This is a genomic window from Advenella faeciporci (assembly GCF_014652395.1).
Taxonomy (GTDB): domain Bacteria; phylum Pseudomonadota; class Gammaproteobacteria; order Burkholderiales; family Burkholderiaceae_B; genus Advenella; species Advenella faeciporci.
This window is the reverse complement of sequence record NZ_BMYS01000002.1, coordinates 1-25322: the sequence shown is the minus strand read 5'-3', so window position 1 is coordinate 25322 and position 25322 is coordinate 1. Positions and strand designations below refer to the sequence as shown.

The following is a 25322-nucleotide window of genomic DNA, read 5'->3' as shown; positions in this document are numbered from 1 at the left end:
AATAACCATGCGGGGTTTTCCATTGCCATCTCCATCATCTGCGCTTGCCAAACCCGATAAAAGGTATTAAAAAGATCGTGTAAAGACAAACTTCATAAAGGATCACCATGGAAAAGTCATATCACCGTTTTTCGGAATTATTTGCCCAACTTGGTTTGCCGTCCGATGAAGCGGGCATACGCCATTTTCTGGTTCAGCATTCTCCACTGCCTCCCGATATTCTGCTCGAGGATGCCCCATTCTGGAACGAAGCGCAGGCAGCCTTGCTCAGGGAAGAGAAAATTGAAGATGCCGACTGGGCTGAAGTGATCGATCAACTTGACAATGCTCTCCGGGAAAATTTGAACTGAAAAACCATTCGTTCAATTGTGTCGACCTGCCCGCCAGACCGACAAACGGGTAACAAAAAAGGTCTGGTGTTATACCAGACCTTTTCTTTGGAAACTGCCCCATTTTAACAGGCGGGCCTTCTGCCGTTACTCTAACGTGAAACCCACTTTGATGGATACCTGCCAATGAGCCACTTTACCCTCTACCACATGCCCCCGCGTTTCCGTAACGGTAAACCATTGAATATTCCTGATGGTTTCATGGGCTTTTGCCAAGGCATTACTCACGGCATCTTCAATACTTGTCTTGGATGATCCCGTCAATTCAATTTGTTTATATACATGATCACTCATCACACTTCTCCTTAAACAATGGGAATTAAGAATATAGTAGTCCGTTAAGCTTATTTATTCAACAAAAGCCTTTTCCGTATTTCATAACAAATATCAATTTTTGAAAACATTTGATATTTATTAACATGCTTTTTTATAATAAAAGTTCATAATGAAACTGGCGGCAATATCCGTGCGAATGCCCGTCACGCATTGTCATTACCAACGAAACCAATAAAACTTATCTAAATCAAACCGAGAAACCACCTATGAGGCCCATTATAAAAAACCAGGAGCAACTGAATGAAAAAGACACAATACAAGAGAATGAGGCTCAACAGGAACCAGACACAGAAGAATGGGCCAAAAGCAATTTAAGTTGGTTGAGTCAATCTGAATACCGAAGATACCTGGATTTACTTGAAGAACAAAACCTGATTAAGGATCTGGACAGCACTGGCGACTAGCACTAGCAAGCCTAGCCTATGCCACATACCGAAAAACCATTTTTCTTGTGCAGGATATTATGGTTTTTATCTGAAACCATAAAACTCGAATAAGACCTGATCCATTAAAACCAAGGTGATTTATTGTTTTTTAACCACAAAAAATCAATAAAACTCATAAATTCACAATATTCTCAGTACTTTATCTTGCCAGAAACCAGATAAATGAATTATATTACTTCTTCTTTGTTGCGAGCGTGGCGGAATTGGTAGACGCACTGGATTTAGGTTCCAGCGCCGAAAGGTGTGAGAGTTCGAGTCTCTCCGCTCGCACCATAAGAAATCATAAAAAACACCCTCTCCTTATCAGTGCATTCGTCACTGTCTGCCCCCCTTAGTCTGCGTGTTTCAAATTGCCTATTTTTTGAGGCCATATTCATTTTTTCAAACAAAACAAAAGCAAATCCAGTGATAGAATGATGTGTCCTGCATAATAAAAAACAAGACCTTGCAACCCAAACGGACATTTCAATCACATGAATGCCAGACTAGATTTACTACAGCCCTATCCCTTCACAAAACTCAGGACATTGCTTGCCAATGCCACCCCTCCCACACACAACACGCACATCAATCTATCTATTGGCGAGCCCAAACACGCTACCCCAGCGCTGATTGAAGAGGCCATTAAAAACAATCTTTCCGGCCTGTCTTCCTATCCGCCCACCAAAGGGGATCCGGCTTTACGCCAGGCTATCGCCAACTGGATAGCCCGTCGCTACGATATTCCTGCCCCTGATATTGAAATCCAGGTTCTACCCTGCACCGGTTCACGCGAGGCACTTTTTTCCTTCACGCAAGCCATGATCAACGGCGGACCGAACAGCCTGGTTGTTTGCCCCAACCCGTTTTACCAAATCTACGAAGGAGCAGCCCTGCTCGCGGGTGCCACCCCTTACTATCTGAATGCAGACCCCGCCAAAAATTTTGGCAGCAACTGGTCTAGCGTCACGGCGGATGTCTGGGAAAAAACCGAACTGGTATTTGTATGCTCTCCCGGCAACCCCGCGGGCAATGTCATGCCATTTGAAGACTGGAAAACCCTGTTTGCACTGTCTGACCGCTATGGCTTTATCATCGCCTCAGATGAGTGTTATTCAGAAATTTATTTCTCCGATGAAAACAAGCCAATAGGCGGCCTGCAGGCAGCCCAACTGGCAGGACGCCCCGACTACCCCAATCTGGTCTGTTTTTCCAGTCTGTCCAAACGATCCAATGTTCCCGGCATGCGTTCGGGCTTCGTGGCTGGCGATGCCCGCCTGCTGGAAAAATTCCTGCTATACAGAACCTATCATGGCAGCGCCATGAGTCCGGTATTCAGCGCCGCCAGTATTGCCGCCTGGAATGATGAGGCGCATGTCGCACAAAACCGCGCCCGGTATAAAGCCAAATTTGAAGCGGTGTACCCCATTTTGGCCAACGTCCTGGACGTAAAAATGCCCGACGCTTCTTTTTACCTTTGGGCACGCACCCCTATGCCCGATGACGAATTCACACTGCAATTATTTGAACAAGAGCACGTCACCGTTTTACCAGGCAGCTATCTGGCACGCGATGCCCATGGCATTAACCCGGGCAGAAACCGCATTCGCATTGCCCTGGTTGCTCCTCTTGAGCAATGCCTTGAGGGTGCGCAACGGATGGCCCGCTTTATTAAAAACAACCGTTGAAAGCACGCCTCATCAGCATGTGAACCCATTTATTCGACACCCTTTTCCAACACAACCTCCCCACCGGGAAAAATATCATGAACTGCGCATTGCAAAACACAATTGAACAAGCATGGGAAAACCGTAACGAGCTGTCACCATCAAATGTCAGCCCTGAAGTGCGAGATGCCATAGAAACGGCCTTGGCCGGTCTGGATAACGGCAGCCTTCGCGTCGCAGAAAAAAAACAAACAGAATGGGTTGTCAACCAATGGTTGAAGCAAGCCGTTTTATTATCTTTCCGGATCCAGGACAATGAAATCATGAATCACGCACCCATGCAGTTTTATGACAAGGTGCCACTCAAGTTTCAAAACCATACCGCCACGGATTTTGCCAACGGCGGCTTCCGGGTCGTGCCAGCGGCCATTGCCAGACGTGGCGCATTTATCGGAAAAAATGTAGTCCTCATGCCATCATATGTAAATATTGGTGCTTATGTCGATGAAGGCACCATGGTGGACACCTGGGCAACCGTTGGCTCCTGCGCCCAAATTGGAAAAAACGTTCACCTGAGCGGTGGCGTAGGCATCGGCGGTGTGCTGGAGCCTTTGCAGGCCAACCCCACCATTATTGAAGACAACTGTTTTATCGGTGCCCGCTCGGAAGTGGTTGAAGGGGTCATTGTAGAAGAGAATTCGGTTCTGGCCATGGGTGTATTCCTTTCCCAAAGCACCAAAATTTATAACCGTGAAACGGGTGAAATCACATACGGTCGCATTCCGTCTGGCTCTGTGGTCGTTCCTGGCTCCCTGCCTTCTGCCGATGGCTCACACAGCCTTGCCTGCGCAGTCATCGTAAAACGGGTTGATGCACAAACCCGCTCCAAAACCAGTATCAACGACTTGCTAAGGGCTTGATTGACATGACAACAGCTGTGCTTGACCTGGCCAAAGATCTGATCAGCCGCGCTTCGGTAACCCCGCAAGACCAGGATTGCCAGGATTTAATCTCCACCTATCTGGCCCCTTTGGGGTTTATTGCAGAAAACATGCGCTTTGAAGAGGTCGACAATCTCTGGCTCAGGAAAGGTACGGCTTCTCCGGTACTTGTTTTTGCCGGACATACTGACGTCGTCCCGACTGGGCCACTTGAAAAATGGGACACCGACCCTTTTACCCCAACAGAAAAAAACGGCGTTTTATTCGGGCGCGGGGCTGCCGACATGAAAAGCTCGATTGCCGCTTTTATGGTGGCCACCAAAGAGTTTGTGCAGGCCCATCCCCATCACAAAGGCTCTATTGCCATGCTGATTACCGCTGACGAAGAAGGGCCTTCGGTTAACGGCACCGTCAAGGTTTGTGACGCATTAAAGGCACGAAATGAAAGTCTTGACTATTGTATTGTGGGTGAACCCACTTCAGACCAGCAACTGGGTGATGTGGTTAAAAACGGGCGCCGGGGTTCCCTCAACGGAGAGCTGATCATCAAGGGAAAACAGGGGCATGTTGCCTACCCACACCTGGCCCGCAATCCGATTCACCTGTGCGCAGCCGCCCTTGATGAATTGGCCAGGACTGAATGGGATCAGGGCAATGAATACTTTCCGCCCACCACCTTCCAGATTTCCAATTTTCATGCAGGCACCGGCGCCAGCAATGTCGTGCCCGGTGAGGCCCGCATTTTATTCAACTTCCGTTTTTCAACCGCCAGCACCGCCGAGCAGCTTAAAAACCGGGTTAACACAATCTTAACAAAGCATGGGTTAGAATATAGCCTGACTTGGACACTCAGCGGAGAGCCCTTCCTGACGCCAAGGGCAGAATTAAGCAATGCCATTGCCAAGGCGATTATGGATGAAACCGGTATCAACACCGAATTATCCACGACCGGTGGTACCTCTGATGGACGTTTCATTGCCAAAATTTGCCCGCAAGTGATTGAATTCGGCCCGATAAACGCCAGTATTCACCAAGTCAACGAACACATCGCCATCAATACGCTGGAACCCCTGAAAAACATTTACCGTCGCACACTCGAACATCTTCTGCTTTAATTATTTACTTTGCACTTAACTGCCCTTCATGACAAAAACTCATAACGAACTTAAAACCGTCCGGGACATGATCCGCTTTGCGGTCTCCCAATTCAACCAAGCCAAGCTGTCTTTTGGCCATGGCTCCGACAGCGCATGGGATGAAGCGGTTTACCTTGTTTTGCATACCCTGAACCTGCCGCTTGATACGCTGGACCCGTTTCTGGATGCGCGTTTACTCGAAGAAGAAAAAAAACGTTGCCTCAAGCTGATAGACCAACGCGTCAAGAAACGGATCCCCTTGGCCTATTTGCTTGGTGAGGCATGGCTGCAAGGACATAAGTTCATTGCCGATAAACGTGTAATCGTTCCCCGTTCGCCCATTTCAGAATTGCTTTCAGAGCAATTGAACCCTTGGATGGTTGATCCTGAAAACACCGCTGATATCCTGGATATGTGCACCGGCTCCGGCTGCCTGGCCATATTGGCCGCATTGGCTTTTCCGAACGCAACCATAGACGCGGTTGATATTTCCGATTACGCGATCCGTCTGGCAAACGTGAATGTGGCCATGTATGGCCTTGAACATCAAATCAATGTGATACAAAGCGACCTGTTTGAGGCGCTGGGCCATAAACAATATGATTTTATTATTTGCAACCCGCCCTATGTAAACAGCACCTCTATGAAGGCCCTGCCAATTGAATACCAGAACGAGCCGGAACTGGCACTGGATGGTGGAGAAGATGGCATGGCGCTTATCCGTCGCATTTTGAAACTATCTCCCAGCCATCTTAAAGATGATGGCTTCATCGTGTTGGAAATTGGCCATGAATATGAAAATTTCATTAATGCCTTTCCTACCCTGGATCCTGTTTTTCTTGAAACAGAAACCACCTCACACAGCATTTTGCTGTTGAACCGGACCCAGTTGCTGACCCTGGAATAAGAAACTTCTTTTTATCTGGATTTATTTTGATTCGTTCTACCGGCCTCACGCTAAGACGAGGCACAAAAGTATTATTGGATAACGCTGAATTTGTCATACACCCCGGAGAACGGGTGGGTATCGTCGGTAAAAACGGAGCCGGAAAATCCACTCTGTTTGCCCTTTTACAGGGCGAACTGGATCAGGATGCCGGCTCATTAACGATGCCAGATACCTGGCGAATCGCCAGTGTCCGGCAGGAAGTGGTCTCTAGCAACCAGCCAGCCCGGGAATTTGTCATTGACGGTGACACGCATCTTCGTGCCTTGCAGGCTGAACGCGCACAGGTTGATGAACACGATGGCACAAGAATTGCCGAACTGGAATCAGCCCTGATAGAAGCAGATGCCTGGAGCGCTCCCTCACGTGCCGAACAATTGCTGGCCGGACTGGGGTTCAAACCAGACCAATGGATGAACCCGGTCAACAGCTTTTCAGGAGGGTGGCAGATGCGCCTTGCCCTGGCACGCGCCCTAATGGCTCCTTCCGAGTTGCTACTGCTTGATGAACCCACCAACCACCTTGACCTTGACGCCATGCTTTGGCTTGAGAAATGGCTGGCGGCTTATCAGGGCACGGTCATCCTGATTTCCCACGATACCGAATTTCTGGATGCCGTGGCCAAAGTAATCCTGCATTTTGACCAATGCAAACTGGTTCGTTACAAAGGCGGCTATGAAGACTTCCTGACACAGCGTGCCGAACGCCTGAAGCAGGCCCAAATTGCCATCGACCGCCAGTCACGGGAAAGTGCCCGCCTGCAAGGCTTCATCGATCGCTTCAAGGCCAAGGCAAGCAAAGCCAAACAGGCACAAAGCCGTGTAAAGGCCCTGGCTCGCATGGAAAAACTGGCCCCACTGCAAATGGAGTCCGGGATCAGCATTCATATTCCCTCTCCGGCCAATATGCCAGACCCGCTTTTGGTGCTGGATAAACTGTCTACCGGCTACACCTGTGAAAATGGCGAACCTAAAACGGTTCTGTCCGATGTCACCCTGATGGTCCGGGGTGGTGCCCGAATTGGCGTACTGGGCGTTAACGGTGCGGGTAAAAGTACGCTTATCAAAACCATTGCCGGCGAGCTGGCACCGCTGGCTGGTCAATACAAGCCGTCCAAAGGGATGGAAATTGGTTATTTTGCCCAGCAACAGCTTGATATGCTGGATCTGGACGCCACGCCCTTGCAGCATCTGGCCCGGATTGCGCCCGATACCCGTGAACAGGAGCTGCGCAACTATCTGGGCGGTTTCGGTTTTGGCGGTGATAGCGTCAATTCCAAAGTAGCCCCGTTTTCTGGTGGTGAAAAAGCCCGTTTGGCCCTGTCATTAATTGTCTGGCAAAAGCCCAACCTGCTTTTGCTTGACGAACCCAGCAACCACCTTGATGTTGATACCCGTGAAGCATTGGCCACGGCCCTGGCTGAATTCAACGGCAGCATGCTGATGGTTTCCCACGACCGGCACCTTTTACGCACCACCGTGGACAGTTTCTGGATTGTGGCCGATGGCAAGGTTCAGGAATTTGACGGTGACCTGGAAGATTACCGTGACTGGCTGAACCAGCGTAACCAGGCTGAGCGTAGCGAAGCCCGCCAGGAAGCGGCAGAAAACAACGGCAAGGACAGTATTGACCGCAAGGCGCAAAAACGACTGGAAGCTGAAGAACGCCAGCGCCTTTCAGCCTTGCGCAAGCCTTTGGAAAGCAAGCTCAAGAAAGTGGAAAGCGAGATGATCAAAAGCCAAAAGCGGCTGGAAGAGATTGACTTGCTCATTGCCGATGAGTCTTTTTACGCCGATGAGCGACGCGATGAGCGCGTTAAGGTGCTTAACGAGCATGGAGAACTCAGCAAGCGTCATAATGAGCTGGAAGAGGAATGGCTCATGCTGCAGGAAGAGATAGAAGCACTTGCCGTGTGACAGGCGTTCCCTTGCACACTTTCGTTCCCACGCTGGAGCATGGGAACGAGTACAGCAACTCAGATGTTTTTCTCATTCCCATGCTCTGCGTGGGAATGAAATCCTTCTATACACGCAGATTTGCGTTCGGTAACTCAGGCGTTTGCCACTTGCTGCATGAAGGCGCGGGTTTTTTCTGCTGATTTCACCCCAGGCGCAGACTCTACCCCACTGCTCAAATCAATGGCGTAGGGTTTTACATCCCTGATGAGTTGCTGCACATTACCGGCATTCAGGCCACCGGCAATGATGATTTTTCTGGCTGGCAGAATTTCACGCACTTTTTCCAGCAAAGACAAGTCAAAGGTCAAGCCCGAACCACCATATCCTGCACTGTAAGCATCAAACAAAAAACCGCTGGCATTAGGGTATTTTTGTACCTCTCGGGCAACCGCGTCTGGCGAAAGCAATGAACCCCCGCCAACCCTTAATGCCCGGATATAGGGAAACCGGAACTGCTCACAAAACTCAGCGGATTCATCACCATGAAACTGCAATAAAGTGGGTTTGACATCATGAATGATTTGTTCTATGTCTGCCTGGCTGGCATTAACCACCAGCACCACGGCAGAAACAAAAGCGGGAATCTCGCGACGCAATAAAACAGCCTCTTGCACGCTGACTGCCCGTTTACTGCTGGCATAAACAACCAGACCAATGGCATCTGCACCTGCATCAGCCACCATATGGATGTCTTCTTTGCTGCGCAAGCCGCAAATTTTTACCCGTGTTCTCATAATGAATGTATGTCCAGGATGCTTTTTTTATAAAAAGCCACAAACTTATTTGAAATTAATTACTTAGACCAGCCGGTGCCTGCACAGAGACTCGAACCCGGCTGGCACTCGGCTTGACAGCTTCTACTTGAAGGCATCGGCAGGACTGGAAAAACCGTCTCCGCCATACGGACTAGGTGAACCGTAAGGATCCGAACCGTAAGAACCGGCACCGCTATCAATAATGATCGTACTTGGATCAACCCCAGAGCCCTGCCCTTTGTAGTGCATGACCACATCAGGCCAGTACATGACCAAGGCCACCATCAGCAACTGGATAACAATAAAGGCGATGGAGCCCTTGTAGATATCCCCGGTTGTTACCTTGGTAATCAGCTTGCCGGTTATTTTGTCTATGTAATCATCCTTGGCTGCCACTGAACGCAGGTAAAAGAGGGCAAATCCAAACGGCGGATGAATAAACGATGTTTGCATATTCACGGCCAGTAACACCCCGAACCAGATCAAATCAATGCCCATGCTTTCTGCAACAGGACCCAATAACGGTACCACGATAAAAGCCAGCTCGAAAAAGTCCAGGAAGAATGCCAGGAAGAAAACGGCAATACTGACAACAACCAGAAAGCCAAACTGCCCACCCGGCAATGACTCAAACAGGTGATGAACCCAGACCTGGCCCCCAAACCCGGTAAAAGTAAGGGTGAAGATGGTTGAACCCACCAGAATAAACACCACAAAACTGGTGATTTTGGTGGTGGTCTCCATAGCCTGTTTCAAAAGATCCAGACTTAACCTGCCCCGCGACATGGCCAGCAAAATGGAGCCAACCGCCCCCATCGCGCCGCCCTCTGTTGGCGTAGCCACCCCGATAAAAATGGTTCCAAGCACCAGAAAAATCAGGAACATGGGGGGAACCATCACAAAGATCACCCGTTCGGCAATACGCGACAGCAAGCCTAAACGAAGAAACTTGTTAACCAGGGCAATCACAAAAGCAATCACGCCCCATAACAATAGGGAAACCACCACTTTTTCATCAACAGGCGCACTCTCGCTGACCAGAATACTGTCCAGATAATAGGCAGCAACAGCGGCAATCAATGTAACCACCAGCAGGGATCCAAGACCCCGGCTGCCATTGGGTTCATTATAAACACGCGCTTCTTCAGGCAATGCGGGTGCTGATGAAGGTTTAATGATGGATGAAATAATAATATATAGAATGTATGTGCCAGTTAGCAAAAAGCCCGGCACAATGGCGCCACGGTACATATCGCCAATTGAACGGCCAAGCTGATCGGCCAGAACGATAAGCACCAAAGACGGCGGGATGATTTGCGACAGGGTTCCCGAGGCGGCAATGACCCCGGTTGCCAGCTTGCGATCATAGCCATAACGCAACATGATGGGCAGGGAAATCAAGCCCATGGAAATGACCGATGCGGAAACCACCCCGGTGGTGGCCGCCAGCATGGCTCCCACGACAACAACGGCAATGGCAAGACCTCCGCGGATGGGGCCAAACAATTGGCCAATCGTCTCAAGCAGGTCTTCGGCCATCCCCGATCGTTCAAGCACAAGCCCCATTAAAGTAAAGAACGGTACCGCCAGCAGGGAGTCATTTTGTACAATGCCAAAAATACGTTCAGGCAAGGCCTGAAGGAAGGCAAAGGTAAACTCTCCCATGAAAATACCCAGCAAACAGTACAAAATACCGTTTGCCGCCAGAGAAAATGCGACCGGAAAGCCTAACAGCAAAAAGCCAATCAGGGTCAGGAACATGATTGGCGGCATGTTATTGATGATGAATTCCATGCTTATTTCACTCCTGCCTGCTGTTCACGCTGTGCCGCTTCACGGGCAATTTCTTCTGCCAGCAATTCTTCAGATGATTTAGTGCTTTGGCGAGCCAATGGATTAGGCCCATGACCACCAAGGAAAGCCGTGCATTTTATGATATGAGAGATACCGGATAATGCCAGCAACAGGAAACCAATCGGAATTAACAGTTTTATCGGCCAGCGAACCAGACCACCAGTATTGGAAGACTGCTCCAGGGTTTCATAAGACAACATGAAAAAAGGCCATGACAGATAAATGATCAAGCCGCAGACCGGAAGCATGAACAGCAACACGCAGACCAGGTCAATTTTGACCTGCGTACGCTCGGACATACGCTGTGAAAGAATATCAACACGTACATGTTCGTTTTTCAGGAAGGTATAACCGGCGGCAAGCAGGAAAATTGCCCCAAACAAATACCACTGGATTTCAAGCCAGGCATTGGAGCTGATATGAAACACTTTGCGAAAAACGGCATTTCCGGCACTAATCACCACCACAAGAAGCGTTAACCAGGTAACAAACTTGCCTGTAAAGGTATTGAGCGAATCTATCAGCCGTGAAATGGAAAGTAAAAAACCCATGAAGCTCTCAATAGTAAAACATAAACCCATTGATATTCAGGCCCGGACACGCTAAATAAAGGATATCCGCTGAATATATTTTTTTATCTGAACGATCCGGATGTATTCCGGGATGCAAGATGATAACTGATTAACCACATTTTGTAAGCCGAGATTAACCCTTGACGCAATTTTAGTTTGACAAACCAGAATTGGCATGGGATTTATTCATGCAGATTTACACCGTGCTCACGTTTTCCTTAGGCCTGAAACAGGGAACGTAAAGGTTGGTGAGGATTGAACTGACTGAATGAATTCAGGCCATATTCTTCGGGGTAATCAACGTGGGCCAAATACAAGCCGTCAGACATGAAGGTGGGAGCTGCAAATTTGCGATCTTTTTCCTGGAGCAACGATGCCACCCACTCACTTGGGAAACGCCCTTTACCCACATACACCAAAGAGCCGATGATATTGCGCACCATATGGTGTAAAAAAGCATTGGCTTTTAATGTAAAAACAATAAAAGTACCCTGCTTTTCTATCCTTAGCAATTCCAAGGTTCTGACCGGGCTGGCCGCCTGGCACTGGGATGAGCGAAAACTGCTGAAATCATGCGTACCCACCAGGTGTTCAGCTGCCTTGCACATGGCCTCAAGGTTCAAGGGATGAAAATCCCAGCCTGCCCTGCCCACCCAATGCGGTGACAAGATGCGTTCGTTCCTGAGTACATACACATAAGTCCTGGAACAGGCGGAAAAGCGAGCATTGAAATCCGGAGCCACTTCTTTGGCCCAACGTACCGAAATACTATCGGGCAACAAAGCATTCAGCCCCCTGACCCAGGATTCATCACGACGCACAGCCTGTGTATCTATGTGAACGACCTGGGAAAGTGCGTGTACACCGGTATCAGTGCGTCCGGCACAAATGGTGGATGTTGCCTGCGTTGTAAACTGCCGCAACGCCGCTTCAAGCTTATCTTGTACCGTTTGGCCATTTGGCTGGGTTTGCCAGCCATAATAAGGGGTGCCGTTATAGGCCACCCCCAAGGCTATTCTTTTTAATGGCAATTCGGTTTTGATATCCATAAACAGGCTTACTTGCTCTCTGGAGAATCAAGATCAAGGTTGATTTTTTCCAGTTTTGCCTTCAATTCCCCATCAGACATCATTTTCGGTTGCTGCGCGACCTTTTTTTTAAGAACCGCAATCGCCACCGCAGGCACAATGAGCATGACAAGACAAACTGCAATAATCAACACAGCCGTTTCATTGGCCAGCCAGGCAGGTAAATTCATGACTACAGCTCACCAATCGCAATACGCAGCATACGGCGCAAAGGCTCGGCAGCCCCCCACAGCAACTGGTCACCCACGGTAAAGGCGCTTAGATATTCAGGGCCCATGGACATTTTACGCAGTCTGCCAACAGGGATATCCAAAGTACCGGTTGTTGCAACCGGTGTTAACCATTCCATGGAAGCTTCTTTGGTATTGGGAACCACTTTGGCCCACTGTGTACCCTGCTTAAGGATATCGGTAATTTCATCCAGGGGCACATCACGTTTAAGCTTAATGGTTAAAGCCTGGCTGTGGCAACGCATGGCGCCAATACGAACGCACAATCCATCAATACGTACGGGATCACTGCCAAAACCCTCTCCACGACCAAGAATTTTATTGGTCTCGGCTTCGGCTTTCCACTCTTCACGGGACTGCCCGTTTTCAAGGTCTTTGTCAATCCAGGGAATCAGGTTACCAGCCAATGGCACGCCAAAATTCTCATGGGGCAAAGCATCATCTTTCTGGGCAGCCAGCAGCTGACGATCAATTTCCAGAATTGCTGAGGCGGGATCGTCCAACAGGGGTTTGACCGAGGCATTCAGCAAGCCGAATTGCGTGATAAGTTCGCGCATATGCTTGGCACCACCACCGGAAGCCGCCTGATAAGTCATGCTGGTCATCCATTCAATAAGGTCTTGCTGGAACAAACCGGCCAGCCCCATTAGCATACAGCTGACTGTGCAGTTGCCACCAATGAAGTTTTTAACGCCTTTGGCAAGCGCGGCATCAATCACGCCACGGTTAACCGGATCAAGCACAATAATGGCATCGTCTTTCATGCGCAATGAACTGGCGGCATCGATCCAGATGCCATCCCAACCGGCAGCACGCAGCTTTGGAAACACTTCTGTCGTGTAGTCTCCGCCCTGTGCCGTCAGAATAATAGGCAGCTTCTTAAGCGCCTCTATATCGTAGGCATTTTGCAGCGGACCGGCGCCTTGCGCCCAGGCAGGCGCAGAGCCACCCGCATTGCTGGTAGAGAAAAAGACAGGATTAATAAGATTGAAATCCCCTTCATCACGCATACGCTGCATGAGAACAGAGCCTACCATCCCGCGCCAACCGACCAAACCGACAGATTGTGTCATTTTTAACTCACAAAATTTCAAATTACAAAAAATTCAGACAACAAAAGGGACACTGTCACGCTGGCAGATCCCTGCCTACGCAACAAGCCCCTCTTTACTGTTAAGTGCTTATATTACAACACTATATCAGCTTAATGCCTTCAATACAGCATCACCCATTTGAGAAGTTGAAACTTTTTCCGTTCCCTCTTCATAAATGTCGGCTGTACGCAACCCTTGAGCCAGTACCTGGCGGACGGCCTCTTCAATTTTGTCTGCCGCAGCCGATTCATTAAGTGAATAACGCAACAGCATCGCGGCAGATAAAATAGTCGCCAAGGGGTTGGCAATGTTTTTACCGGCAATATCCGGAGCCGACCCATGGCTGGGTTCATACAGGCCCTGGTTGGATGCATTCAGGGATGCAGAAGGCAACATGCCAATGGAGCCCGTCAACATGGCTGCCTCATCAGACAGGATGTCACCGAACAGGTTACCGGTAACGATCACGTCAAACTCTTTGGGAGCACGAACCAGCTGCATGGCGGCGTTATCGACATACATATGAGTCAGGGCAACATCAGGGTACTGTTTGGACACATCAATCATGATGTCACGCCAGAACTGGGATGTTTCCAGTACATTGGCCTTGTCAACACTGCATAATTTGCCATTACGCTTGCGGGCTGCTTCAAAGGCGATTCTGGCAATCCGGCGCACCTCGGTTTCGGCGTAACGCATGGTATCAAAACCTTCCTGCTCACCCTTGAAAGCACCGTCTTCGGCGGTACGGACACCGCGTGGCGTACCGAAATAAATATCGCCAGTCAGCTCCCGGACAATCAGGATATCCAGGCCGGAAACCACTTCGGGCTTAAGGGAAGAGGCATTGGCCAGTTGCGGGTAAAGAATGGCGGGACGCAGGTTGGCAAACAAGCCCATGTTTTTACGCAAACCCAGGATAGCCTGTTCGGGGCGATGCTCACGTGGCAAAGAATCATATTTCCAGTCACCTACCGCACCAAACAGGATGGCATTTGAATTTTTAGCCAGTTCCAGTGTTGAGGGTGGCAAAGGATGCCCCAATTGATCGTAAGCAGCCCCACCAACCGGTGCCTCTTCAAGTGCAATATCCAGCTTAAGCGCGGTTAACACGCGCACAGCCTGATCCACAATTTCTTTTCCAATGCCATCACCTGGCAATACTGCAATTTTATAAGTCATGTAAGTATCCTGTTATTTAACCAAGCCGGCATTGCCTTCAAGCCATGGATGACGGGCCAGGCGTTCTGCCTCAAAAGCCCTGATCTTGTCTGACTTTTGCAAGGTAAGGCTGATATCATCAAACCCGTTCAGCAGACAATGTTTGCGGAACCCGTCAATCTGGAAGGGCATTTCACGGCCATCGGCTGCAATCACAACCTGACGCTCCAGATCAATGCGCAGTTTATAACCGGCAAAACCCTTCACCTCATCAAACAGGCGAGACACTTCCAGTTCTGAAAGCACAATGGGCAACAGGCCATTCTTGAAGCTGTTATTGAAGAAAATATCCGCATAAGACGGTGCAATAATAGCCTTGAAACCGTATTGGGTAAGCGCCCAGGGAGCATGTTCACGGCTTGAACCGCAACCAAAGTTTTTACGGGCAAGCAAAATTGAAGCGCCCTGATAGCGGGGCTGGTTCAAGACAAAATCGGGGTTCAGCGGGCGTTTGCTGTTATCCATGCCTGGCTCGCCATGATCCAGATAACGCAATTCGTCAAACAGGTTAGGACCAAAACCGGTACGTTTGATGGATTTCAGAAACTGCTTGGGAATAATCAGGTCTGTGTCCACATTCTCACGGTCCAAGGGGGCTACAAGGCCTTCATGTGTTGTAAAAGCTTCCATTTCAGTTTCCTAATTTTCTGACATCAACAAAATGACCGGCAATTGCAGCGGCAGCAGCCATGGCAGGGCTGACCAGATGGGTACGCCCACCCTGACCCTGACGGCCTTCAAAGTTCCGGTTTGAGGTTGAGGCACAACGCTCACCGGGTTCAAGACGGTCGGCATTCATGGCCAGGCACATTGAGCAGCCTGGTTCACGCCACTCGAAACCGGCTTCAATAAAGATTTTATCCAGACCTTCCTGTTCAGCCTGTTTCTTGACCAGACCGGAACCTGGCACCACCATGGCCTGGATAACGTTTGAGGCCACATGCTTGCCACGGGCCACCTTGGCAGCGGCACGCAAATCCTCAATGCGGGAGTTGGTACAGGAACCAATAAAAACCCGATCGATCCGAATATCCTGGATAGGCGTGTTGGGTTTCAGACCCATATACTCAAGCGCCCGTTCCATGCCACTGCGACGCACGTCATCTTTTTCCTTGTCAGGGTCGGGAATGCGGTCTTCAATGGAAAGCACCATTTCAGGTGAGGTACCCCAGGTAACCTGTGGCTTGATGTCTTTGGCATTGATTTCCACTACCGTATCGAATTTTGCGCCTTCATCAGAGTGCAATGTTTTCCAGTATTTGACGGCTTCATCCCACAAAATGCCGGTTGGCGAATAAGGACGGCCACGGAAGTACTCAATGGTTTTTTCATCAACGGCCACCATGCCTGAACGGGCACCTGCCTCGATGGCCATATTACACACGGTCATGCGACCTTCAACTGACAGGGCACGAATGGTGCTGCCAGCAAATTCTATGGCATGGCCTGTACCGCCAGCAGTGCCAATCACGCCAATAATATGTAATACCACGTCTTTCGCCGTACAACCGAAAGGCAGCTCCCCTTCTACCTTGATGAGCATGTTTTTGTTCTTTTTCATCAACAGTGTCTGGGTGGCCAAAACGTGCTCTACCTCAGATGTGCCAATACCAAAAGCCAAGGCACCCATCGCACCATGTGTACTGGTATGCGAGTCGCCACAAACAACAGTCATGCCTGGTAAAGTTGCCCCCTGCTCAGGGCCAATCACGTGCACAATTCCCTGACGCATGTCATTCATACGGAACTCGGTGATACCAAAGCTTTCACAGTTTTTGTCCAAGGTATCAACCTGCAGCCTGGAGACAGGGTCTGCAATACCTTCTGCCCTGTCTTTAGTGGGCACGTTGTGATCGGCCACTGCCAGGTTGGCGCTTAAACGCCATGGCTTGCGTCCGGCAAGAGTCAGGCCTTCAAAGGCCTGCGGACTGGTTACTTCATGCAACAATTGACGGTCTATGTACAATAAACAGGTACCGTCTTCTCCCTGGTCCACGACGTGGGCATCCCAGAGTTTATCGTAAAGTGTTTGCGCCATTTTTTTCTCCGCACAACTAAATGAATAGTTTTGTTGGGTTGACAAAAATCTTTTAGTCAACAATGCAATAATTATCGCTGATTGTCTATGCTTAACAAGCCCATTATTTATACTAGTAGTGGTACTACTATAAAAAAGCATTAATCGCTCAAAATTAAGGCACCAGGTCTTGCCTTTTCAACTTTTTCAGCCCATCAAACTGATGCAAAACAATCATATAGCCAAAATTCATAGGTAAAACCCGCCTGTTTTTCCATGTTGACAACATGTCATAATGCACGGGTTAATTGCAGATAATAAATTTTTTTTCATATAAGACAAAACCACCTTCCTCAATCACGCATTTTTCGGAGTAAAGCCATGCGCCAGACACCCGATCTCTCCCATTTTTGGATGCCCTTTACCGCCAACAAGAACTTCAAGGCTGCTCCTCGCCTGCTAAAGGCGGCTAAAGGCATGTATTACACGTCTACCGATGATCGGCAGATACTGGATGGCTGCGCCGGTTTATGGTGCGTGAATGCCGGGCATGGCCGTGAGGAAATAACCCAGGCCATGATTGAACAAATAAATATGCTGGATTACGCCCCCGGTTTCCAGATGGGGCATCCCATTGCATTTGAAGCGGCCCAGGCTGTGGCAGAATTCATGCCAGACGGAATCAACAAAATATTCTTTACCAATTCCGGGTCGGAGTCAGTGGATACGGCCCTGAAAATTGCCCTGGCCTATCACCGGGCTAACGGAGAACCCACCCGCTCACGCTTGATTGGCCGTGAACGCGGGTACCATGGCGTTGGTTTTGGGGGTATTTCGGTAGGCGGCATTAGCCCCAACCGAAAAACTTTCTCCAATAGCCTGCTACCCCAGGTGGATCACTTGCCACACACGCACCATCTTGAGCACAATGCTTATAGTAAAGGACAACCTGCCTGGGGCGCGCACCTTGCTGATGAACTTGAAAACATCATCGCACTGCATGACGCCTCCACCATTGCCGCGGTTATTGTAGAACCCATTGCCGGCTCTACGGGTGTGCTGATTCCTCCCAAGGGCTATCTGGAACGATTGCGAGAAATTACCCGTAAACACGGCATTTTGCTCATTTTTGATGAGGTCATTACCGGTTTTGGTCGCCTGGGTACCGCAACGGCCAGTGAGTATTTTGGTATCACGCCCGATCTCATCACCCTGGCAAAAGGCCTTAGCAATGCCGCCGTGCCAGTGGGTGCTGTCGCTGCCAGGGAAAGCATTTACAATGCGATCGTCAATGGCTCTGCTGGAGGGATTGAACTCTTTCATGGTTACACTTACTCGGGACACCCCCTGTCTGCAGCAGCCGTCAAGGCAACCCTGGAACTGTACAAAAAAGCGCGTATTTTTGAAAATGCCAAAGCAATGAGTGGCATGTTTGAACAGGCTGCACACGCCTTGAAAGGCTTCCCTCACGTCTTGGACATACGCAACCTTGGCCTGGTGGCAGGAGTCGAGCTAAAACCCAGAACCGGCGCACCTGGCGCCCGTGCCGCTGAAGTGTTCCAGAAATGCTACGAACAGGGTGTCCTGCTGCGTTACACAGGCGATATTATTGCCATCTCACCCCCGTTGATTATTAACGAAGAGCAAATCGGGCACATATTCAATGTGCTTGGCAATGTCCTGAAACAAGTGGACTAAGACTTTAAAAGTAGCAGGCAAAACTGACCAGACAAGACTTTTGCAACCACAGCCAGACTTACCTCTGGCTGTTTTTTTGCTTATAAGGTATAGTATCATTTGTTACGGTTTTATCCGTTACGCAAAACCGGGCAACAAAACGCAGTACCATGCAGGCAAACCTGCGTTGGTTTTAAGTCTGTAGACGCCCTTATAATAGTTGCGCTTTCAACTATAATTGAAAACTCTTTTTTAAATTATTCAAACGCATGACAACACTGAACGAGACACATAACCCCCAACTGCAAAGCTGGGTAGAATCCGCCAACGTACCAGGTAACGGTTTTCCTATCCAGAATTTGCCTTTTGCCTCTTTTCGCAAAGCCGGCTCGCAAGAATCCTTCCGCCCTGGTGTTGCCATTGGTGATCAAATCGTTGATCTGGCCGCACTGGCAAACCTGAACCTGTTTGAGGGTGCAGCCCAAGAGGCCCTTAATGCCTGCCGAGGCACCCACCTGAACGAACTCATGGCACTTGGCCAGGAATACTGGTCTGCTTTACGTCTGGCCTTGTCTCGCGCGCTCAAAAGCGGTTCCGGACTGCAGGCCAGCATTCAGCCTTTACTGGTTCCCCAAGCCAATGCCGAATACACCACGGCCGCAAGAATTGGCGATTACACCGATTTTTATATTTCGGTCCACCATGCCACCGCCGTCGGCAAACAGTTCCGCCCCGACAATCCGCTGTTATCCAATTACAAATGGATTCCCATTGGTTACCATGGCCGCGCCTCCAGCATTGGGGTATCGGGCCAGAAATTTCATCGTCCGGTTGGACAGTTGCGTCCTGCCACCGAGGACGGCAAACCGGAACTAAGCCCTTGCAAACGTCTTGATTATGAACTTGAATTAGGCGTTTTCATTGGCAGCGGCAACGAACTGGGGCATCGCATTAAAATTGAAGATGCCCCAAAACACATTTTTGGCCTGTGTATCCTGAATGACTGGTCTGCCCGCGACTTGCAGGCCTGGGAATACCAGCCACTAGGCCCATTCCTGGCTAAAAATTTTGCCAGCACGATTTCTCCGTGGGTCGTGACCACCGAAGCCCTGGCCCCCTTCCAGACCGCCTTCTCTCGCCCGGCTGAAGACCCTCAGCCTCTTGAGTACCTGACTTCTGAAGAAAACAGCAAGGCCGGTGCCTATGACCTTAAACTGGATGTTTTACTCAGTACCGAACAATCACGCAACAGCCATCAGCCTCCGGCACATCTTGCCAGCAGCAACTTCAAGGATGCCTACTGGACTATTGCGCAAATGGTTACACACCACACTGTTAACGGCTGCAATCTGCAACCCGGAGACCTGCTGGGTTCCGGTACCCTGTCTGGCCCCAAACCTGAAGAAGCAGGCTCATTGCTGGAGATGAGCGTGGGGGGCAAAAAACCCATCGAATTGCCTTGGGGTGAAAAACGCACCTTCCTGGAAGATGGTGATGAAATCATTATCAAGGGTGTCTGCCGCAAAGAAGGTTATCCCGATATCAGTCTGGGCTCTGTTTCCGGAACCGTACTGAAAGCATTGTTCTAGGCATTTTCATCTAGCCAATAAAAAGGACGACCCCTAAAACCGTCCTTTTTTATTGCAGGGCACTTACCCGTTAATTAGCAGCGATAAGCCCGCTGCCTGAGTGCGTGATCTATCAAAACCAGCGCCAGCAAAGCCTCGGCAATAGGGGTTGCACGAATACCCACACAAGGATCGTGCCTGCCCAGGGTTTGCACCATGACCGGCTCGCCAGCCTTGTTAAGCGATTTGCGTTCAATACGGATACTGGAAGTTGGCTTGATGGCCAGAGACACCGTAATATCCTGCCCGGTAGAAATGCCGCCCAGAATACCGCCCGCATGATTGCTTAAGTAGCCATCGGGTGTTAATTCATCACCATGCTCAGAACCGCGCTGGACCACCGATTCGAAGCCTGCGCCAATTGAAACCCCCTTCACGGCATTAAGACCCATCATGGCGTGTGCAATATCGGCATCAAGGCGATCATAAATAGGCTCACCCCAGCCAGCAGGCAGGTTTTGGGCCACCACTTCTATACGTGCCCCAATAGAGTCGCCGTCCCTTCTCAATTCATCCATGTAACTTTCCAGTTCTGAAACCAGACTTTGGTTAGCCGCAAAAAACGGGTTACTGGTAACGTGATCCCAGGAAATGAAGGGTATTTCGATAGGACCCAACTGGCTCATATAGCCACGAATAATAGTGCCGAACTCTTTTTTAAGCCATTTTTTGGCCACAGCGCCGGCAGCCACCGTGGGTGCGGTCAAACGGGCCGAAGAACGTCCACCACCCCGCGGATCACGAATACCGTACTTTTTCCAGTACGTAACGTCTGCATGACCGGGGCGGAATGTATCTGAAATGGCCGAATAATCTTTGCTGCGCTGGTCCTGGTTGCGGATAAGCAGCCCAATGGGCGTACCGGTGGTTTTACCTTCGTAGACACCCGACAGGATTTCCACCTGATCGGGCTCCTGGCGCTGGGTCACGTGCCGTGAGGTACCGGGCCTGCGCCTGTCCAGTTCCAGCTGGATATCTTCAGCTGACAACTCCATGCCGGCCGGGCAGCCATCAATAACGCAACCAATGGCCGGCCCGTGCGACTCGCCAAAATTACTGACCGTAAAAATTTTTCCTAATGTATTACCTGACATTTTTTCTCTTACCCATATCGTTTTTATTTCTGCTGAGGATGTATCTTACTTAAGAAGAACAACTTACCGCAATCTCGTTAGCCCACTCGGGTGGCAAGACGGCAAACTGTTCCATGCCTGCCTGCTCCACAAACGGGTTTCTTAACACTGTCAACAGGTTTTCAATGGTTGACGGGTTTTTACGTTTGGCATCCCAAATGGCCTTTTCGGCCAGATAATTGCGCAAAACATACAAGGGGTTTACCGCATTCATACCATCCACCCGTTCCTGCTCGTTCCCTTCAATACCGGCAATACGCGCTTTGTATTGCAGCAACCACTGCTGCGCGGCAGGCTTGTCTGAAAAAAGGCCCAGAAACCGCGAGTCATCGTGCATGACCTCGGACAAATACCTGAAGCTTAAAGTGAAATCAGCCTTTTGGCCATGTAACATCTGCCACCACTGTTCAAGCAGCTGTTCATCATTATCCTGCCACTGCACAAGTCCCATTTTGCGTATCATTTTTTCCCGAAAAGCATCGGTAAAGACTGACTCGTAACGATCAAGGCATTGGGTGAGCTCCTCTTGGGGAACCCCCAGCGAGACAAAACAATTGGCCAAACGGTATAAATTCCACAAACCCACCGATGCCTGTTGATTCCAGGCGTACCGCCCTTCGCTATCCGAATGGTTGCAAATATGGTTGGCCTGGAACCCGTCCATAAACCCATACGGCCCGTAATCAATGGTTAAACCTAAAATGGACATGTTGTCGGTATTCATGACGCCATGGCAAAACCCCACACACAGCCAGTCAGCCATTAACAAGGCTGTTCTTCTGACAACGCTATCCAGGAAACCACAAACCATTGCGGGCAAATCCGCATCATTTTGTGCCACCTTGACTTCATCGGCAAAAAAATGACTGACCACATAATTCAGCAACTCACGCAGCAGGTCTGGCCGACGGTTGGCATACCAGTGTTCGAAAGAACCGAAACGGACAAAACTGGGCGCCACGCGCGTGACGATAGCCGCTGTTTCAGTGGTTTCCCGGTAAACCGGATCATCAGACTGGGTAATGCATAAGGCCAGAGTGGTGGGAATACCCAGGCCAACCATGGCCGCACTGGCCAAGTATTCGCGCACCGAAGAACGCAAAACCGCGCGGCCGTCTCCCATACGGGAATAAGGGGTGAGACCGGCCCCCTTTAACTGCAGCTCCCAGTCGCAGGGCTTGCCATTGCTATCGTGCCCTGCAACAGCCCCCAGCAAATGCGCCCTGCCATCACCCAGCTGCCCGGCCCAAACACCAAACTGATGGCCGCTGTAAACGGCAGATAAGGTCACTCCGCCTGGCAATGGCGCATTACCGGACATGATTTGCAGAAACTCATCGCTTTCTGTTTGCGTTTTGTCAAGTCCCAGCAAACTTGCAACATCGCTGTTGACATGCAGCAGGGATGGGTTATTCAGCCCACGAGGCTGCAACCGGGTGTAAAACTCGGGAGACAGTTGGGCAAAGCTGTTACTGACAGACAAATGGGCAAGCATTTTATTTACCCTGTTTTTTGGTGGCACGCGCTACTTTCTTGGCAGGGCGAACATACAAAATGGCACTCACAAAAATCACCAATGAAAGCAGGGTTTCTGCCATTGCCAGATACATTGAAGTAGCGCTTAAGTCTGAATACCAACGCACGGTACCCTCCATCATGTAAAGCAGGACCAGCATGGAAGACCATTGCATGGTATATAAATTACCTTTGTAAACACCATACAAGGGAAAAATCAGGGGCAAGGCTTTCAGGACATAGATACTACCCCCCGGTACCAGCGGATCCAGAACCAGCTCCCATAGAACACAAAGCAGCAACAAAGCCAACAGACTGGCAAAACAGATATAACGGTAGACCGGATTAAGCGTGACTGTCATGGGATGGTTGACAGAATAAACGGGGTTTTCCGGATCAGGAGAAGCAATTACAGGTGCAGACACAAAAATACTCAATCATCATGTTGACGTTAATTACCGTATTATAAGCGCAGCCTGACTTAAAGCACGGGGATAATCTTGTTATACTGCCTTTAAAATGGTCACCCCCCCTACTTTTTCATGAAAACCGAAGACAAACAAAACTATCTGGACCAGGAAGAGCATCTGGAGCAAAGGCAGGAAGCCCAGGAAGCACAAGAAGAACAGGAGCAGCTTTCCAGGTTTACCAATCAATCCCGCCTGCTGTTTTACAGGGATGCTGTTCTGTTTGCCTTTACCCGGCTTATGCGTGACAATCTCACACAAGTCGCTTCCAGCCTTACGTTTACCACCGTACTGGCCATTGTTCCCCTGCTTGCGGTTATCTTGTCCCTTTTCACTGCCTTTCCGCTATTCATCGACTTCAAGGCATCGCTTGACACTTTCCTGACCAACAACCTGATGCCCCCCTCGATGTCGGAAAACATCATGAGTTACCTTAATACGTTTGCCCAGCAGGCAAACCGGCTAACCACCATCGGGGTGGGTTTCCTGATTATTACTTCCATCATGCTCATGATGACGATAGACGAGGCACTTAACAAAATATGGCATATCAGGCGACAACGACCGATTTCCCAGCGTATCCTGGTTTATTGGGCCATCTTGTCATTGGGTCCCATCATGCTGGGTGCCAGCCTGTGGGCAACTGCATTCCTGGCCCGTGAAAAATTTGGCCTTACCGATGATCTTTCGCTGTTAAGCAGTATCCTGGTATCCCTGATACCCATTCTGCTATCGGTAATTGGCTTTACCCTGTTGTATTTGGTAGCCCCCAATGGCAAGGTTGCCTTAAAAGACGCGCTGATTGGCGGCTTAACCACGGCCATTTTGCTGGAAATCATGAAAGCCGGATTTACCTACTACATTACCCGTTTTCCTTCCTACACGCTTATTTATGGCACTTTTGCCACGATCCCGCTTTTTTTATTATGGATTTACCTGTCGTGGCTGGTTGTGCTGTTTGGCGCCTCGGTAACGGCCATTGCCCCACAGATCCGGCTTGGCAGCTTTCAGCACAACACTTTGCCGGGCACCCGGTTTATGGCGGCCATACGTGTTTTGCGCCTGCTTCATGCCAACCGTGATGACAACCCGCCTGGCAGAAGTACCGCTTTTCTTGCTTCTTCACTTAAAATCAACCACGATGAGTTGCCAGAGGTGCTTGACCCACTGCAGGCAATGGGTTACATCGTTAACACCACTGGCAAAAGATCTGAACGCTGGGCACTGGCCAGCAGTGAAAACGCCAGTTTAACAGCCCTGTCCAATTACTTCCTGTTTGACCGCCAAGCCAACCCCCTGCATGATGAACCCGAAATCCGCAAGGCTGTTCCGGCACTTATCCTGAATGATGACACCGTCAAACTGGGCGACATCATCAAAAAACAATAAAGAATCCACAACAACGCCAATATTCAATACGCCTGGGTATTAATACTGGCAAAACAACTGTTTCCCTGTCGCCCAGCAGCTTCACATGAAAATTTAACTTTAAAAGACTCTTTGTATGGTGTACATTTCTATATATCAAATTTCATTTATTACAGTAAAAGCAGCCAGGTCCGTTTAAGCGGCTTTCAAAAGCACTTAAATTATAAAAATACGGCTGGCAAGCATCAGGGAGAGCAATATGTTGAAAATCAGTGAAGTTCTGCGCGTTAAGGGCAATACGCTTTATACAGCCACACCAGACCAAACCGTTGCCCAGGCCATTGAAACCATGAGTGTTCATGATATTGGCTCTTTAGTCATTATGGACCAGGGTCAACTGGCCGGAATGCTTACTTTTCGTGAAATCATCCGTCATCTTAGCGACAACAACAACCAGGCAGGTAACACCACCATTCGAAAAATCATGGATGATGCTCCGGTTAGCGTTTCACCCAACACCAATGCCAACGAGGTACAGCGCTTAATGCTTGAGCATCACGCCAGGTATGTGCCGGTCATGGATGGTCCCACCCTGCTGGGCGTGATTTCTTTTTACGATATGGCCCGCGCCATCCTTGAGGCCCAAAAATTTGAAAACACCATGCTCAAGGCCTATATTCGTGACTGGCCTTCAGGCACACCAGAAGAGGAATAAGCGTCAACCGGATTTTCAGACAAGCTGTCCCCACAAGGAACTCAAAACTCGTTCCCAAGCGAAACTCGTTCCCACGCTCTGAACTGACCCCCAAAAGTTGGACACCCATTCAACTTTTAGGGGTTTTTCAATGGAAAAATATGATGTGCAATTCAAAGTCAAATTAGTAAAGGAGTATCTGTTCGGCGAT

Annotated in this window: 24 protein-coding genes and 1 tRNA gene; 12 read left to right on the top strand and 13 right to left on the bottom strand. The window is 49.5% G+C overall.

Features of this window, described 5'->3' with window-relative positions:
- The first annotated feature begins 107 nt into the window (after window positions 1–107).
- Entirely contained in the window at window positions 108–350 is a 243-nt protein-coding gene (locus tag IE074_RS01950) for a DUF2789 domain-containing protein (protein ID WP_169294532.1), read from the top strand.
- Window positions 351–476: 126 nt separating this feature from the next.
- Here IE074_RS01950 and IE074_RS01945 read toward each other — a convergent pair whose 3' ends face one another.
- Window positions 477–683, bottom strand: a complete 207-nt coding sequence (locus tag IE074_RS01945) for a dodecin (RefSeq protein ID WP_169294533.1) — start codon at window positions 681–683, stop codon at window positions 477–479.
- A gap of 248 nt (window positions 684–931) precedes the next feature.
- Here IE074_RS01945 and IE074_RS01940 point away from each other — a divergent pair, with 248 nt between their 5' ends.
- From IE074_RS01940 to IE074_RS01910, 7 genes are all read left to right on the top strand, one after another.
- The gene (locus IE074_RS01940; protein WP_169294534.1) at window positions 932–1129 is read left to right on the top strand and encodes a hypothetical protein; all 198 of its coding nucleotides are present in this window, start codon (window positions 932–934) and stop codon (window positions 1127–1129) included.
- A gap of 230 nt (window positions 1130–1359) precedes the next feature.
- Window positions 1360–1444: transfer RNA gene (locus IE074_RS01935), tRNA-Leu, on the top strand.
- A 200-nt stretch (window positions 1445–1644) separates the two neighbouring features.
- Window positions 1645–2838: a succinyldiaminopimelate transaminase gene (gene dapC, locus IE074_RS01930; protein WP_189383763.1), complete on the top strand. Its 1194-nt coding sequence runs from the start codon at window positions 1645–1647 to the stop codon at window positions 2836–2838.
- A gap of 77 nt (window positions 2839–2915) precedes the next feature.
- Window positions 2916–3737: a 2,3,4,5-tetrahydropyridine-2,6-dicarboxylate N-succinyltransferase gene (gene dapD / locus IE074_RS01925; RefSeq protein WP_189383762.1), complete on the top strand. Its 822-nt coding sequence runs from the start codon at window positions 2916–2918 to the stop codon at window positions 3735–3737.
- Window positions 3738–3742: 5 nt separating this feature from the next.
- Complete coding sequence (gene dapE, locus IE074_RS01920) at window positions 3743–4873, top strand: succinyl-diaminopimelate desuccinylase (protein ID WP_189383761.1); 1131 nt, start codon at window positions 3743–3745, stop codon at window positions 4871–4873.
- Between the two features lie 28 nt (window positions 4874–4901).
- A complete protein-coding gene (gene prmB, locus IE074_RS01915) occupies window positions 4902–5801 on the top strand; it encodes a 50S ribosomal protein L3 N(5)-glutamine methyltransferase (protein ID WP_189383760.1) in 900 nt (299 codons plus the stop codon).
- A gap of 26 nt (window positions 5802–5827) precedes the next feature.
- Window positions 5828–7756 (top strand): ATP-binding cassette domain-containing protein, encoded by a 1929-nt coding sequence (locus IE074_RS01910; RefSeq protein WP_189383759.1) that lies wholly within the window; start codon window positions 5828–5830, stop codon window positions 7754–7756.
- Window positions 7757–7890: 134 nt separating this feature from the next.
- Here IE074_RS01910 and IE074_RS01905 read toward each other — a convergent pair whose 3' ends face one another.
- The 9 genes from IE074_RS01905 to leuC form a co-directional block, all read right to left on the bottom strand.
- Window positions 7891–8532, bottom strand: a complete 642-nt coding sequence (locus tag IE074_RS01905) for a phosphoribosylanthranilate isomerase (protein WP_189383758.1) — start codon at window positions 8530–8532, stop codon at window positions 7891–7893.
- A gap of 123 nt (window positions 8533–8655) precedes the next feature.
- A complete protein-coding gene (locus IE074_RS01900) occupies window positions 8656–10347 on the bottom strand; it encodes a TRAP transporter large permease (protein ID WP_189383757.1) in 1692 nt (563 codons plus the stop codon).
- A 2-nt stretch (window positions 10348–10349) separates the two neighbouring features.
- Window positions 10350–10958: a TRAP transporter small permease subunit gene (locus tag IE074_RS01895; RefSeq protein ID WP_189383756.1), complete on the bottom strand. Its 609-nt coding sequence runs from the start codon at window positions 10956–10958 to the stop codon at window positions 10350–10352.
- Window positions 10959–11197: 239 nt separating this feature from the next.
- Complete coding sequence (gene truA / locus IE074_RS01890) at window positions 11198–12028, bottom strand: tRNA pseudouridine(38-40) synthase TruA (RefSeq protein ID WP_189383755.1); 831 nt, start codon at window positions 12026–12028, stop codon at window positions 11198–11200.
- A gap of 8 nt (window positions 12029–12036) precedes the next feature.
- On the bottom strand, window positions 12037–12237 hold the full coding sequence (locus IE074_RS01885) for a hypothetical protein (RefSeq protein WP_189383754.1): 201 nt from the start codon (window positions 12235–12237) through the stop codon (window positions 12037–12039).
- 2 nt (window positions 12238–12239) lie between these two features.
- The gene (gene asd / locus IE074_RS01880) at window positions 12240–13370 is read right to left on the bottom strand and encodes an aspartate-semialdehyde dehydrogenase (protein WP_189383753.1); all 1131 of its coding nucleotides are present in this window, start codon (window positions 13368–13370) and stop codon (window positions 12240–12242) included.
- A gap of 126 nt (window positions 13371–13496) precedes the next feature.
- A complete protein-coding gene (gene leuB / locus IE074_RS01875; protein ID WP_189383752.1) occupies window positions 13497–14573 on the bottom strand; it encodes a 3-isopropylmalate dehydrogenase in 1077 nt (358 codons plus the stop codon).
- Window positions 14574–14585: 12 nt separating this feature from the next.
- Entirely contained in the window at window positions 14586–15242 is a 657-nt protein-coding gene (gene leuD / locus IE074_RS01870) for a 3-isopropylmalate dehydratase small subunit (RefSeq protein WP_189383751.1), read from the bottom strand.
- 1 nt (window position 15243) lies between these two features.
- Window positions 15244–16650 carry a 3-isopropylmalate dehydratase large subunit gene (leuC, locus tag IE074_RS01865; protein ID WP_189383750.1) on the bottom strand — a complete coding sequence of 469 codons (1407 nt, stop codon included), beginning with the start codon at window positions 16648–16650 and terminating at the stop codon, window positions 15244–15246.
- A 360-nt stretch (window positions 16651–17010) separates the two neighbouring features.
- On the opposite strand from leuC, the gene aptA reads away from it, so the two are divergent.
- Window positions 17011–18327, top strand: coding sequence for an omega-aminotransferase AptA (gene aptA, locus IE074_RS01860; RefSeq protein ID WP_229793854.1), 1317 nt, complete (start codon window positions 17011–17013; stop codon window positions 18325–18327).
- Window positions 18328–18575: 248 nt separating this feature from the next.
- The gene (gene fahA / locus IE074_RS01855; RefSeq protein ID WP_189383749.1) at window positions 18576–19895 is read left to right on the top strand and encodes a fumarylacetoacetase; all 1320 of its coding nucleotides are present in this window, start codon (window positions 18576–18578) and stop codon (window positions 19893–19895) included.
- Between the two features lie 74 nt (window positions 19896–19969).
- Here the strand turns inward: fahA and aroC are convergent, their stop codons facing one another.
- From aroC to IE074_RS01840, 3 genes are read right to left on the bottom strand one after another with little or no spacing between them, the layout of a single operon-like run.
- On the bottom strand, window positions 19970–21028 hold the full coding sequence (gene aroC / locus IE074_RS01850) for a chorismate synthase (RefSeq protein ID WP_189383748.1): 1059 nt from the start codon (window positions 21026–21028) through the stop codon (window positions 19970–19972).
- A gap of 49 nt (window positions 21029–21077) precedes the next feature.
- On the bottom strand, window positions 21078–22562 hold the full coding sequence (locus tag IE074_RS01845; RefSeq protein WP_189383747.1) for a protein adenylyltransferase SelO: 1485 nt from the start codon (window positions 22560–22562) through the stop codon (window positions 21078–21080).
- Window position 22563: 1 nt separating this feature from the next.
- Window positions 22564–22944 carry a DUF2069 domain-containing protein gene (locus IE074_RS01840; RefSeq protein ID WP_189383990.1) on the bottom strand — a complete coding sequence of 127 codons (381 nt, stop codon included), beginning with the start codon at window positions 22942–22944 and terminating at the stop codon, window positions 22564–22566.
- A gap of 180 nt (window positions 22945–23124) precedes the next feature.
- Here IE074_RS01840 and IE074_RS01835 point away from each other — a divergent pair, with 180 nt between their 5' ends.
- Both IE074_RS01835 and IE074_RS01830 read left to right on the top strand, forming a co-directional pair.
- Window positions 23125–24438 carry a YihY family inner membrane protein gene (locus IE074_RS01835; RefSeq protein ID WP_229793853.1) on the top strand — a complete coding sequence of 438 codons (1314 nt, stop codon included), beginning with the start codon at window positions 23125–23127 and terminating at the stop codon, window positions 24436–24438.
- Window positions 24439–24676: 238 nt separating this feature from the next.
- Window positions 24677–25132: a CBS domain-containing protein gene (locus IE074_RS01830; RefSeq protein ID WP_189383746.1), complete on the top strand. Its 456-nt coding sequence runs from the start codon at window positions 24677–24679 to the stop codon at window positions 25130–25132.
- Window positions 25133–25322: the final 190 nt, after the last annotated feature.

What these genes read in the sequence shown, in the direction of transcription:
- IE074_RS01950 (WP_169294532.1), top strand. Translation starts at nt 108, where the DNA reads ATGGAAAAGTCATATCACCGTTTTTCGGAATTATTTGCCCAACTTGGT.
- IE074_RS01945 (WP_169294533.1), bottom strand. Translation starts at nt 683, where the DNA reads ATGAGTGATCATGTATATAAACAAATTGAATTGACGGGATCATCCAAG.
- IE074_RS01940 (WP_169294534.1), top strand. Translation starts at nt 932, where the DNA reads ATGAGGCCCATTATAAAAAACCAGGAGCAACTGAATGAAAAAGACACA.
- dapC (WP_189383763.1), top strand. Translation starts at nt 1,645, where the DNA reads ATGAATGCCAGACTAGATTTACTACAGCCCTATCCCTTCACAAAACTC.
- dapD (WP_189383762.1), top strand. Translation starts at nt 2,916, where the DNA reads ATGAACTGCGCATTGCAAAACACAATTGAACAAGCATGGGAAAACCGT.
- dapE (WP_189383761.1), top strand. Translation starts at nt 3,743, where the DNA reads ATGACAACAGCTGTGCTTGACCTGGCCAAAGATCTGATCAGCCGCGCT.
- prmB (WP_189383760.1), top strand. Translation starts at nt 4,902, where the DNA reads ATGACAAAAACTCATAACGAACTTAAAACCGTCCGGGACATGATCCGC.
- IE074_RS01905 (WP_189383758.1), bottom strand. Translation starts at nt 8,532, where the DNA reads ATGAGAACACGGGTAAAAATTTGCGGCTTGCGCAGCAAAGAAGACATC.
- IE074_RS01900 (WP_189383757.1), bottom strand. Translation starts at nt 10,347, where the DNA reads ATGGAATTCATCATCAATAACATGCCGCCAATCATGTTCCTGACCCTG.
- IE074_RS01895 (WP_189383756.1), bottom strand. Translation starts at nt 10,958, where the DNA reads ATGGGTTTTTTACTTTCCATTTCACGGCTGATAGATTCGCTCAATACC.
- truA (WP_189383755.1), bottom strand. Translation starts at nt 12,028, where the DNA reads ATGGATATCAAAACCGAATTGCCATTAAAAAGAATAGCCTTGGGGGTG.
- IE074_RS01885 (WP_189383754.1), bottom strand. Translation starts at nt 12,237, where the DNA reads ATGAATTTACCTGCCTGGCTGGCCAATGAAACGGCTGTGTTGATTATT.
- asd (WP_189383753.1), bottom strand. Translation starts at nt 13,370, where the DNA reads ATGACACAATCTGTCGGTTTGGTCGGTTGGCGCGGGATGGTAGGCTCT.
- leuB (WP_189383752.1), bottom strand. Translation starts at nt 14,573, where the DNA reads ATGACTTATAAAATTGCAGTATTGCCAGGTGATGGCATTGGAAAAGAA.
- leuD (WP_189383751.1), bottom strand. Translation starts at nt 15,242, where the DNA reads ATGGAAGCTTTTACAACACATGAAGGCCTTGTAGCCCCCTTGGACCGT.
- leuC (WP_189383750.1), bottom strand. Translation starts at nt 16,650, where the DNA reads ATGGCGCAAACACTTTACGATAAACTCTGGGATGCCCACGTCGTGGAC.
- aptA (WP_229793854.1), top strand. Translation starts at nt 17,011, where the DNA reads ATGCGCCAGACACCCGATCTCTCCCATTTTTGGATGCCCTTTACCGCC.
- fahA (WP_189383749.1), top strand. Translation starts at nt 18,576, where the DNA reads ATGACAACACTGAACGAGACACATAACCCCCAACTGCAAAGCTGGGTA.
- aroC (WP_189383748.1), bottom strand. Translation starts at nt 21,028, where the DNA reads ATGTCAGGTAATACATTAGGAAAAATTTTTACGGTCAGTAATTTTGGC.
- IE074_RS01845 (WP_189383747.1), bottom strand. Translation starts at nt 22,562, where the DNA reads ATGCTTGCCCATTTGTCTGTCAGTAACAGCTTTGCCCAACTGTCTCCC.
- IE074_RS01840 (WP_189383990.1), bottom strand. Translation starts at nt 22,944, where the DNA reads ATGACAGTCACGCTTAATCCGGTCTACCGTTATATCTGTTTTGCCAGT.
- IE074_RS01835 (WP_229793853.1), top strand. Translation starts at nt 23,125, where the DNA reads ATGAAAACCGAAGACAAACAAAACTATCTGGACCAGGAAGAGCATCTG.
- IE074_RS01830 (WP_189383746.1), top strand. Translation starts at nt 24,677, where the DNA reads ATGTTGAAAATCAGTGAAGTTCTGCGCGTTAAGGGCAATACGCTTTAT.